Raw genomic sequence first — 12,093 nt, 5'->3', positions numbered from 1 at the left:
GACCCCCCGACGCAGGGCTGTCAGGAGCCGGAGCGGCTGAACCAGGCCGCCGAGCGCTTCCTACGGGAAAAAACAGTCCTCATCCTGGTCCCGCGAAGCCACGGCACCCGAGCCGCAGGTCCACCAACCTGAGGTCGCCGCATACAGCACGAGCCCTGCCAAAAGTTGGGTTCATAGCCGCCGCCCAGAGCAAGAGTTGAACGGCGCCCTTCACGTCCGTACCCGGCGGGAAAAGGATCGACGCCGTTTCACTCGGCGGGGCGAGACCACCCCCAAGACAGCACAGACGGCCAAGGGGCCCAGTTCCACACCAGGACTGGGCCCCTTGGCTGTCTCTCCACCAGGACCTTTCACGAGAGCGGCACGGGGTAGAGCCCGTGCAGGAGAAGATCACGTGCAACATGTCATCCTGAAACCCATCCCCCGCCCGGCCCCACCTCGCTCGCGGAGGGCACCGTGACTCCCCGGGTTAGGGGCAGACGAGCCAACGGGGAGGGCACCATCCGCAAGCTCCCCAGCGGGAACTATCAGTGGCGCCTCACTCTGGGGAAAGCGCCCAACGGGCGGCAGCTCACCAAATGCGGCACGGAGCCGACGAGGACGGCGGCGGCGAAAGCGCTAGCCGCGGCCATCACGGACCGCAACCGGGGCCTGCTCCCCGACATGAACGTCATGACGGTCGAGCAGTGGCTGCGCTCCTGGTTGCCGCTCGCCCGCAGCAAGCTTGCCCCCACCACCCACGCCAACTACGTCCACCTCGCCGAGCGCCACATCTACCCCGTGCTGGGTCCGGTGACGCTGCAGGGCCTGAAGCCCAGCCACGTGCGCGAGTTCTACACCGGGCTCGTCGAGCAGGGGTACTCCAAGTCGGTCCTGCGGCAGGTGCGGGCGATCCTGTGCGGCGCCCTCCACGACGCCCTGCTGGACGAGATCGTCCACCGGAACGTGGCCGAATTGGCCCAGCTTCCCCAGGCCAAACCCGAGCGCGAGGGCCGTGCCCTCCACGCCACCGAGACGCAGGTCTTCCTCGCGCAGGCCAGGACCCACCGCCTCGGGGTGGTCTTCGAGGTCGCCGTCGCCACCGGGCTGCGGCGCGGGGAACTCTGCGGGCTGCGCTGGGCCTTCGTGGACCTGGAACTGGGCACCATTCAGGTGCGCGAGAACCTTCCCGTGGTCGGCGGACGGCCCACCCCCGGCCCGCTCAAGACCAAGACCAGCCTCCGCGACGTCCCGCTTGCTCCGGAGACGCTGGCGCTCCTCCAGGCCCACCGGGCCCGCCAGATCGAGGAGCGCGCCGCCCTGGGCCTCCCCTTCGACCCCGAGGGGCACGTCTTCACCCGCCCCGACGGGTCGCGGCTCAACCCCGACCACCTCACCAAGCTCACCCAGACCATCGCCCGTCAAGCGGGCCTCGGCTCCGTCCGGCTCCACGACCTGCGGCACACCAACACCAGCCTGCTGCTGCGCCACCGGGTGCCGCCCGAGATCGTCAGCCGCCAGCTCGGGCACTCCCGGGTGGAGTTCACGCTCAACCGTTACCGCCACATCTTCGCCGACGAGGGCCGGGCCCACGCCATCGGTCTGTCCGATCTCCTCGCTCCCACACCCAACGCCCACGGAGGGACCCCATGAACTCGACCAACCCGATGCCCGACCAACCCACGCTGTTCGCCTTCGCCGACACGGAAGCCGCGCCTGCCGTTTTGGCCCAGGCCGAGCCTGTCTCCGCCGGGAACGAGGTGACCGCCCGCCCTGCGGAAGAGCCGGGCCAACCGCTCCCCGCCGATCTGCCCGAGCCTGCCCCGGATCCTGCCCGTGAAGCGCCGGGTGGCGCCGAGGCCGAGCCGCCTGAAGATTCCCCCGCCCCCGAGCTGACCCACGACGTTCCCGCCGAGCCCCAGGAACCCGCGCCCTACGTGATCCACCCGGAGACCCACAAGCCCATGTACCTCCCCAAGGACTGGTACGACGAGGAGGGCAAGCTCTCCACCCTCGGCAAGCGCGACGAGATGGTCACCGCCTACCCGGGCATGTTGTACGTGCGTGCCATCGGGCGCAACGTCGCCAACGACCACCGCTTCCTGGAGGTCACCTTCGAGGCCCACGGGAAGCTCCACACCGTGCAGGCCAGCCGCCAGACCTTCGCCTCCCCGGGCAGCCTCACGAAATTCCTCTCCAAAAAGGGCGCCTACGTCAACTCCGGCACCGCCTCGGGATTGGTGAAGTACCTGAGCCTGTTCGAGGCCGAGAACGCCCGCACCCTGCCGACCCGGCTTGTCAGCGACCAGTTCGGCCTGCACGGCGAGCACCTCGTCACGCCGACGGGCAGCCTGAACGACGCCGTCCTGTACATCGGGGAGGGACACCGCGGGTTCTCCGTCGGCCCAGACGAACACGCCTACGAGGACAGCCTGCGGGAGATCGCGACCTGGGAGGGCGCCTTCCCCCTGTGGTGGGCCATCGCGCTGACGCTCGCCTCACCGATTTTCAAGCGGCTCAACCCGCGGCGCTACCCCGTGACGTACTTCGCGGGCGACTCGGGCACCGGGAAGACGACGGCGCTGTTCTTCGCGCAGGGGGTGTGGGTGACGCCGGGCCTGATGCCCTTCACCCTTCAGGGCACGCGGACCACCCAGGTGGGCTTCGAGCGCACCCTGGAGCAACTTGGGGGCCTGCCCCTCCTGATCGACGAGGCCCACATGTGCAAGCGGCCCGAGGCGCTGGAGAGCACGGTGTACGCCTTCGCCAACGGGCAGTCCTACGTGCGGGCCCGCTCGGGGGAGGGGGTCCACGGTGGGGTGGCGCTGGGTGGGGCTGTGCTGCTGGCCGGGGAGGCGCGGCCCGAGTTCCAGAACGCGGGGAGCCACAACCGCCTGCTGCTGGTGAACGCGGACGTGCATCCGCCGCTGGGGACGGGGGCGGGGCGAGGAACGGCCCTGGGGCAGGAGCGCGCCCGCTGGCTGGAGGAGGTCTGGAGCCGGGGGGCGGGGCACCTGGGGCTCAAACTGGCGGGGATCGTCCTCGGGGACTGGGCCCGCTATCGGGGGCGGGTAGAGGAACTGCGGCGCACGCCGCCGATGGTGGAGTTGCGGGACTGGGGGCATGCGGTCGCGGCGGTTCAGACGACGCTGGAGGTGCTGTTCAGGGAGGTGCTGCACGTCCCCATGCCTGAAGACGTCCAGCGCCTGCCTGCCCTGCTGCTGAAACTTCTCACGACGCACAGGACCGAGAGCAACCCGGCATTGGAGGCCTTCGAGGCGATCCGAACTCTAATCCTCCAGACGAATCGGAAGTTCAAGGGGAACGTCCTCACCCTGGCCAGTCAGGGACAGATGATCGGCTGGCGGAGCGAGACGGCCTGGCACCTGGTGACCACCAGTTCAGCCTTCACCCGCCAAGTCGGGGCGCAGGCGGTTCAACTGCACGGCAAGCGCTGGGCGGAGCAGGGTTGGGTCCAGCCGACCTCCAACGGCCCAAGTACCCGCAGCGTCTACTGCCCGGTGACGGGGGGCACTATGCGGGTGCTGGTCATTCCCCGCGAGGTCATCGAGGGCGAGTCACGCCAGGTGTGAGGCCCGACGAGTGGCGTACACCGTCGCACGGGCGTGTGGGTGGATCCACACATCACACGCCCACCAACGTGCAGACGACTTCCTCAAACACTAAGAGGGCAGCATGGATAGAGGCAAGCGCTCTCTAGGGTCTTGCCTCTTTTCTTTCAAAAAGAAACACTCTTTCTATCTCGCTAGAATGCATTTTACCTTATGCTTTTACTCTAAAAATCACCCCATCTAATACTTTGGGCTCCATAGTTGCTCGCTATGTCTGCCACATCGGGATTGGCCGTCACTAAAGGATTCCGTGAGTGTCTTAAACTCACCTACCCGATCGCGTTTACGGAGATTCGGTTTGCTCTCCTGCTCCAGGAGTCGTTGTTCCCTAGCTGGCCTGACGACCTCTCGGGCGATGCGGTGGTGAGCCGCAGAGTCTGCGCCCTGCTGGAGGGGCGCGACCGGGAGTTACGCGGGCACCGCTATGTGAGCGGGGACCTTCTGCACGACTTCCAGGATCGGGTCGGGATCAAGTTGCATATTCAGGAGGGGCAGTGGCGGCAGGGTCGGGCCCGGACGGCCAGGCTGGACCTGCCCGTCGTTCTTCAGCGGGCCTTGTTCTCGGAGCTGACGGGGCCCGGCTCGGGCGATCTGGTCGACTTCATCACGGGCGACCCGTTGACGGCCAGGGATATCGAGCGACGACGTGCGCTGCGCCGAAAGGAGCGCCAGAGTACGCCTCTGCGTCCTGGTCCCAATGTCGAGGCAGCCCGCTTTCTGAACGGGATGCGCCCCCATGTGTTCCGCCGCTTCGAGCGACAGCTCGATCAGGCCGTGGCCTACTCGCAGACGCTGGACAGTCCGAGGCGCATCCTCTCCAACCTCCGGCTCCTGTTCGCCCTGCGGCAGGCGGGGCTCGACTCGACCTATCAGACTGTGGAACGGACGCCGCGCATCTACACCCTGGGGTGGAGCATGGCGCAGTTGACCTCCTCGGTGCGGGAGGTCCTGCTGGAGGGCGCACTCCACTTCGACCTGGCCGCCGCCCAACTGGCTATCATCGCCAAAACATGGGACCTGCCCTGGCTCAGAGGAGTTCTGTATAAGCACACGCGACCGGGCCGTTCGGTCTGGCCTCCACTGCTGGGGATGGCCGGGTTGTCTCCCGAGCACAAGGCGGACTTCAAGACCTTCCTCTACGCCGCGGCCTACGGCCGCAGCAAGGGCAATCTCTGGCGGCAGGTGAGGGAAGCATTCGGGGCGGCAAAGGCCACGGAGGTCTTCGCCACCCCCTTCGTGACGGAGCTGCTCGAGGGGAGGTCGGCACGGCTCAGGCGGATGCGCCGGGAAGGAGGGATACTCGATGCCTTCGGACAGTTCATCCGGTTAGAAGATCGGGTGGTGCCGCAGGGGACCTCCCGGGAGAACTCATTGCTGGCCCACGAGGCACAGTCGTTCGAGTTCTGGCTCATGGAGCCGCTGCTGCAGAAGGCGCGGGAGCAGAGCGAATTTCGGATTTTGTTGTGGCTTCACGACGGCGCGTATGTGGCCGTCACACAGCCCGAGCGTGAACAGCGGTACAGCATGCAGGTCGTGGCCGAAGTGAATCGACGCGCCGCCGAGGCAGGGATTCCCACCCGCCTGATCGTCGACAAGCTGGGATGGGCGACCGATGATCTCATTTTTCTCACGAGCGCTTCTGGTCGCCCCTCTCATGAGAGCTACGGGGGAGGGAGAGGGAGACCCGTACCAATGTTGTCGCTCCAAGATGACTGAGACAGCCGCCACACGCGAATTTGATTGATAGCCTTGGCCAAACTTACCCGACCCCGAGGACGGTCTTGAACTTTCCTCTTCTCGACACGGGGCCGAGGGCGGCAACGCCCAAAAAGAGGAGCCGGGCAAGCGGGGATGCGGGGTGGAGCGGTCCTCGAATTCAGCCGCCCGGTATGGGGGTCAGCAGCTTGCCCGCTGCTTCTCCAGCGACCACGCCAGCAAAGTGAACAGGCGACACGATAAGGGCCATGCTGAACTTGACGGAAGGTCATTCTCGTGACGGGGGGTTCACGCGGCATCGACGCCGCCCCCGTCCGTATCCTCGCCGCCGCCGGGGCACAGGTGGGTGCGCACCGACATGGCCGGGGGGTACCTGCGAGAACACGCGGCCGACATCGCGCGGGACATCCCGCTGGGCGACGTTGCTCCCCCCCGAGGAGGTGGCGAACACTATGGCCTTTCTGGCCTCTGGGCTAGCCCAGCACATGACCGGGGCGGCGCCTCCTACGTTTTCTGAGCCAGGGCGACCTCCCGCTTCCAAGGCAGGTGTGAGGGAAAACGCCCGACCAGCACGGCGGAGCGGCCACCTCACACCTCACGTCGAGGAGACATGTTGCGACGACGTGTCGTGAGCGGCTACTCCCAGGAGGTGGGCAAATCGAGCGGGTCCACCCCCGGCCCACCCGTCAGGGTGCGGGTGCTCAGCAGCCCGTCTTGGAAGCCCGCGACCACCAGCACGGTCCGGTCGTCGATGAGCCCGCGCCGCACCGCCCGCTCGTACCAACGCAACACCCGGCGAGTGGGACCAGCCTGCCCGTCGGCGCCAGTGATCCACAGCCCCCACCAGTCCACCTGCCCCCCGAACGCGAAGCCCACGGCGTCGCTCGCACCCAGGAGGTACGCTCGCTCGACATGAAAGGGATCGGAGGTGAGGCCGGGCCAGCGTGCCGCCGTGGCGAGCGTCAGGGTGAGGGTGCCTTGCTGAAGGCGGCCGAAGAGGAGCCCGCTGCGGGTCTCGCTGCGGAGCTGGGCCTGCCGGAGCAGGAATTGGGCGACGGGGGCGGCGAGGACGACCTGTTCGAGGCTGTCGGTGGGCTGGGTCTGGAGTTCGGGGCGGTGGCCGAAGAGGTGTCGAAAGGCACGCATGGTGTGTGACCTTGCCATGCCGCAGGGCCGGGAAGGTGTGTGGGCGCCGCTGCGGACGTAAGGTTCGGACAAGGAGGCGTTCAATCCCGCCGACGGGCATGGGTAAAGCTCAGATGGTCGTGGCGTCCCACCTTGAGTCCCCGGCGAGGCGTAGGGTTGGGGCCGCATGTCCGCCTCCCGCCGAGAACTCCCCATCCACACCGTCGGTGCCGTCGCCCTCGCCGTCCAGGGCGTCTACATCTCCTCCTTCGGCCCCCTGTATCCCCAGTTGCTGCACCGCTTCGACCTCTCCCAGGCCGAGGTGGGCCTGATCACCAGTGCCAACTTCCTGGGCTCCACCACCGCCGTCCTGAGTGCCACCTGGCTGATCGGGAGATTCGGCACCCGCCGCCTCCTGACCGTCGCGCCCGTTCTCGTCGCCGTGGGTGCGCTCGGCATCGGTCTGGCCCCGAGCTGGGTGCTGGCCCTGCTGTTCGCCCTGATCGGCGGACTCGGTGCGGGGGCGACGCTCGTCGCTATCGTGGCGGCCGGACTCGCCACCGTGCCGGACCTGCGGGTGGCCGCCTACGTGCTGCTGGGCTTCGTACTGGGTCCGATCTTTCCGACGACGGTGGCGTGGTATGGGCAACCCTTGACGCCGCGGCGGCTGCCTATCGCGATGATGGGCGGCTCGCTGGGCGCGCTGGCGGTCCAACCCCTGATGGGGGTGGCCGTGAGCGGCTTCGGGGTGGGGCCATTCCTCTCACGCTGGTGACCCTGGGGTGCGTCCTGCTGGCCGCCTCCGTGTGGGTGCGCTGGTTCCAGGGGACGGTGGGGGCCGAGACGGCGACAACTTGAATACCGTCTGGACCGTATATTTCCCGTCTCGGTGTGCGTAGCCTCTCGACTCGCTATCTCAAGCAATCAGAGCGAACATCCCGACTGCCCGGGCAGGCTCAGCGCCCGCAGGCAGGAGGAAAACAATGGCAGGACGACGAGACAACGGGGAGGGCTGCGTCAAGCAACTCCCGAGCGGCAGTTACCGCTGGCAGATCACCCTCGGCTTCGACGAGCGCGGCAAGCAGCTCCTCAAGAGCGGGACGGAGAAGACCAAGCGAGACGCGGAAAGGGCACGGGTGCAGGCCCTGGCAGACTATCAACGCGGGTTGCTCCCCACCCCCAGCCAGATCAGGCTGGCGGACTGGCTTCCCCGCTGGCTGGAGTTGAAGCGACCGAACCTGGCCCCGAAGACCTTTGCCAACTACAGCTACGTGATCGACAAGCACCTCACGCCCCTGCTCGGTCAGCGGAAGTTACAGGACCTCAAGCCGAGCGATGTCCGCGCCGCGTACGTGAGGCTGTCTGACAACGGCTTTTCCAAGTCCCTGCTCCATCAGGTGCGGGTGATCCTGCGCCAAGCGCTGCAAGAGGCGGTGTTCGATGAGATCGTGGCGAGGAACGTCGCGGAGGTGGCCCGCCTCCCCAGTTTCCGGCGAGGAAAGACCTCCCGGGCGCTGGACAGCCAGGAGGTGGAGGCGTTCCTGAAGGCGGCGGGGAAACATCGCCTGAGCGTCCTCTTCGAGTTCGTGATCGCGACGGGCCTGCGGCGGGGTGAAGTCTGCGCCCTGAGGTGGGCTCACCTCGACCTGGAGCAGGGGCTGTTACGGGTGCGGGAGAACATCACGGTGGTCAATGGCAAGGCGACGCTGGGAGCGCCCAAGACGGAGTCGGGCATCCGCGACCTCCACCTCGCGCTGGAGACGGTGGAACTGCTTCGGCGGCATCGGCAGGAGGGCATCAACCCCGGAGGGCATGTGTTCGCGAACGCGCGGGGGCAACGGCTGTACCCCGACTCCTTGACCAAGCTTGCTGGGAAGATTGCCGCCAAAGCGAGCCTAGGGGAAGTGCGTTTCCACGACCTGCGGCACACGTACGCGAGCCTGATGCTGTCCAGGGGCGTACCGATGGAGGTGGTGAGCGAGAAGCTGGGACACAGCCGCCCCAGCACGACGGCGGACATCTACCGTCACATCTTCGTCGAGGAACACGAGCGCCACACCTTCAGCCTGGGCGACCTCCTCACCCCCAAGCCCCTCAAGATCAGGAGCGCGGCCAGGCGGGTGGAAGAGGACACCGACGAGGAGCCTGCGGCCTGAGGACAGTGTCGGACTCCCCATGGCATCATCGATTTTAGGCAAACGGCGGGCTCGGCAACGGACTGGTACCAGAGCGCGCCTATCCAGGCTAATACGCTCCCGGGCGGAGTGCCTAGGACTTGAGGGAGAGACGAATGGAGTCTGACCTGCGCCCTGCGCCACCTAAGCCCAGCGAGGAACATCCCCGCCCACGGGCAGGACCGTCGTGGAGCGGGGGCGATCGGAACATCCCCGCCTGCACGGGGAAAACACCTCAAGCGGCCTGCCGTGACCGTGAGGAAGCGGAACATCCCCGCCTGCACGGGGAAAACGAAGCGGCTCGACCTGCTGTCACAGGGAACCGCGGAACATCCCCGCCTGCACGGGGAAAACCAGCCTCTCCTCGCCGCGTCTCACGCGCCCCCCGGAACATCCCCGCCTGCACGGGGAAAACGTGCCCCGGCTGCTCGGGGTGTCGTGCCGCGCCGGAACATCCCCGCCTGCACGGGGAAAACGTCAGTTTGCGCCCCCTGTGTCGCTCCGCCACCGGAACATCCCCGCCTGCACGGGGAAAACGCGGCGGTCAGGATTGCGGTTCGCACGTTTTGCGGAACATCCCCGCCTGCACGGGGAAAACTCCACGAGCGTCGGCGCCCGGACCCCTTCCCGCGGAACATCCCCGCCTGCACGGGGAAAACCCGGATGAGGGCGGCCATGCGGGTGGATTGCGCGGAACATCCCCGCCTGCACGGGGAAAACCCCTCGGCATAAAGGTAAGCCTCGCGGTCAATCGGAACATCCCCGCCTGCACGGGGAAAACGTCGAGACCTGCACGCGGTCCTGGTGGAGGCGCGGAACATCCCCGCCTGCACGGGGAAAACGGGCTGGTCGGCGGGGGGGCGGACAGGGTACGCGGAACATCCCCGCCTGCACGGGGAAAACGGACTCGCCCCGCCCTTCACCCTTCATGAAGCCGGAACATCCCCGCCTGCACGGGGAAAACGCGGGAGATCATTCACGGCTCACCTCCACGAGCGGAACATCCCCGCCTGCACGGGGAAAACGCGGCCTCGGCGGCGCCCCGGAAGGGTTCGGCCGGAACATCCCCGCCTGCACGGGGAAAACTCCTGGAGGCATTCCACGCCCTCCGGGCGGAGCGGAACATCCCCGCCTGCACGGGGAAAACCGGCGCATCTGGCCCTGGCCGAACGGTGCGCGCGGAACATCCCCGCCTGCACGGGGAAAACATGTTGCGGAGTGCGAGGCGGGCCTGATCCACCGGAACATCCCCGCCTGCACGGGGAAAACGCCATCCGTTTCGGGTCGAGCAGGCCGGCCGCCGGAACATCCCCGCCTGCACGGGGAAAACTCGTGCAGGGCGTACTCCCTGAACCGGGTGTCCGGAACATCCCCGCCTGCACGGGGAAAACTACAACAGCGGGGCCAACGTCAGCGGCAACGACGGAACATCCCCGCCTGCACGGGGAAAACGGTGTGGGCGGCGGCACCGTAGCGGGTCATTGCGGAACATCCCCGCCTGCACGGGGAAAACGACGCGATCACCGGGCAGACGGGCGGGCTGACCGGAACATCCCCGCCTGCACGGGGAAAACCCGCTGGCGCAGGGTCAGGCCCTCCGCGTTGACGGAACATCCCCGCCTGCACGGGGAAAACGTAGTAGGAGGCGAGTTCGGGATTGTTGTTCGCGGAACATCCCCGCCTGCACGGGGAAAACGGCCTCCTGCTGGCTGGAAGGCTCAGGGCGGCCGGAACATCCCCGCCTGCACGGGGAAAACGCCCTCACCCCCCGGCATCACAGGGTGGCCGACGGAACATCCCCGCCTGCACGGGGAAAACGTGAGTACGGAACTCTCGATCACGCCGACCGACGGAACATCCCCGCCTGCACGGGGAAAACTCGGCTGCCCCGGCGACCCGGGTGATGATGGACGGAACATCCCCGCCTGCACGGGGAAAACGAGCTGGAGGCGCTGCGACTCGATCACCGGACCGGAACATCCCCGCCTGCACGGGGAAAACTGGGACGACTACCGCCCGCAGGGCACCCCTCACGGAACATCCCCGCCTGCACGGGGAAAACTTCACGCAGCCCGCGTGCCCAGCCTCGGCGCACGGAACATCCCCGCCTGCACGGGGAAAACTTCAACAAGCGCATGGTTTGGCTCAATTGCATCGGAACATCCCCGCCTGCACGGGGAAAACGCGAACCTCGCTCCCAGGACCCGCTCCAAGAGCGGAACATCCCCGCCTGCACGGGGAAAACCACGCGACGCCGTACAGTGTCCCCGGCTCCAACGGAACATCCCCGCCTGCACGGGGAAAACCGTCGGTTGGCTGTCTGTTTCAGACACTCGGGCGGAACATCCCCGCCTGCACGGGGAAAACACCGAGCACAGGAAGGCCATTGAGGGAACCGGCGGAACATCCCCGCCTGCACGGGGAAAACGGCAGCGTCCGCATCGTCAACGCCGACCTTGCCGGAACATCCCCGCCTGCACGGGGAAAACCAACCCGGCATTGTCCGCGTAGGCCCTGGAGCCGGAACATCCCCGCCTGCACGGGGAAAACGCCCCCACCGCGAACGGCCCGTGGGGGTGCGCAGGAACATCCCCGCCTGCACGGGGAAAACCCGGCCCGGTAGCCAATGGCCCGGCGCCCCACCGGAACATCCCCGCCTGCACGGGGAAAACGGGCGAGGAGGGCGAGAGTTCGCCGCTCGCCACGGAACATCCCCGCCTGCACGGGGAAAACCGACCCCGAGCGCCGGGCCATCCTCCCGAACGCGGAACATCCCCGCCTGCACGGGGAAAACATCGCCACCATCGCCAGCGGCGTCCTGATCCCCGGAACATCCCCGCCTGCACGGGGAAAACGTCTCCGGGAAACCGTGTTGTTGGGTTCTCATCGGAACATCCCCGCCTGCACGGGGAAAACGAATCCGAGGGAATGCCACTTCGCCCCCCTGGCGGAACATCCCCGCCTGCACGGGGAAAACTTGATACCGACGTTGCCGACGGGGTTGCCGGTCGGAACATCCCCGCCTGCACGGGGAAAACACCGTCGGGAAGCTGCTCGGGTTGGCACGCGCCGGAACATCCCCGCCTGCACGGGGAAAACTGATCGGCGCCGAACTCCTGCATCAGGTCGTACGGAACATCCCCGCCTGCACGGGGAAAACTTGCTCTTCTGTGGGCTGGGGCATGGGTTCAGCGGAACATCCCCGCCTGCACGGGGAAAACAACCCCGACGAGATGCCGCTATTCGAATATCCCGGAACATCCCCGCCTGCACGGGGAAAACGCGATCTCACCGACACGCTTCCAGAACTTGCTCGGAACATCCCCGCCTGCACGGGGAAAACCGAGGGTTTGCCTGACGGGATACGAGAGGCCGCGGAACATCCCCGCCTGCACGGGGAAAACTTTTCGCGGTTGCGGCTGTGATGTCGGAAAACCGGAACATCCCCGCCTGCACGGGGAAAACGA

6 protein-coding genes and 1 CRISPR repeat array (1 of these 7 cut by a window edge) are annotated in these 12,093 nt (G+C 67.1%); of the genes, 5 read left to right on the top strand and 1 reads right to left on the bottom strand.

The window, feature by feature from the left end; translation table 11 throughout:
- Positions 1-456 precede the first annotated feature (456 nt).
- The 3 genes from DAETH_RS12860 to DAETH_RS12850 all read left to right on the top strand — a co-directional run bounded on the left by DAETH_RS12860 (position 457) and on the right by DAETH_RS12850 (position 5,327).
- Positions 457-1,632, top strand: a complete 1,176-nt coding sequence (locus DAETH_RS12860; protein WP_264775278.1) for a tyrosine-type recombinase/integrase — start codon at positions 457-459, stop codon at positions 1,630-1,632.
- The gene (locus tag DAETH_RS12855) at positions 1,629-3,572 is read left to right on the top strand and encodes a DUF927 domain-containing protein (protein ID WP_264775277.1); all 1,944 of its coding nucleotides are present in this window, start codon (positions 1,629-1,631) and stop codon (positions 3,570-3,572) included. Before DAETH_RS12860 ends, DAETH_RS12855 begins: the two co-directional genes overlap by 4 nt.
- Before the next feature lie 249 nt (positions 3,573-3,821).
- The gene (locus DAETH_RS12850; protein ID WP_264775276.1) at positions 3,822-5,327 is read left to right on the top strand and encodes a hypothetical protein; all 1,506 of its coding nucleotides are present in this window, start codon (positions 3,822-3,824) and stop codon (positions 5,325-5,327) included.
- A gap of 636 nt (positions 5,328-5,963) precedes the next feature.
- On the opposite strand, the gene DAETH_RS12845 is transcribed toward DAETH_RS12850, so the two are convergent.
- A complete protein-coding gene (locus DAETH_RS12845; RefSeq protein ID WP_264775275.1) occupies positions 5,964-6,473 on the bottom strand; it encodes a hypothetical protein in 510 nt (169 codons plus the stop codon).
- A 166-nt stretch (positions 6,474-6,639) separates the two neighbouring features.
- On the opposite strand from DAETH_RS12845, the gene DAETH_RS12840 reads away from it, so the two are divergent.
- Together DAETH_RS12840 and DAETH_RS12835 are read left to right on the top strand one after the other, a co-directional pair.
- Entirely contained in the window at positions 6,640-7,227 is a 588-nt protein-coding gene (locus tag DAETH_RS12840; RefSeq protein ID WP_264775274.1) for an MFS transporter, read from the top strand.
- A gap of 208 nt (positions 7,228-7,435) precedes the next feature.
- The gene (locus DAETH_RS12835) at positions 7,436-8,608 is read left to right on the top strand and encodes a tyrosine-type recombinase/integrase (RefSeq protein ID WP_264775273.1); all 1,173 of its coding nucleotides are present in this window, start codon (positions 7,436-7,438) and stop codon (positions 8,606-8,608) included.
- Between the two features lie 221 nt (positions 8,609-8,829).
- A CRISPR array of direct repeats spans positions 8,830-12,093; the repeat unit is 29 nt; unit sequence CGGAACATCCCCGCCTGCACGGGGAAAAC; it runs 303 nt beyond the window's last position.

Origin of the sequence: Deinococcus aetherius, from assembly GCF_025997855.1 — a bacterium.
In the GTDB taxonomy this organism is placed as follows: domain Bacteria; phylum Deinococcota; class Deinococci; order Deinococcales; family Deinococcaceae; genus Deinococcus; species Deinococcus aetherius.
This window is presented reverse-complemented; position numbering and strand designations above follow the sequence as displayed.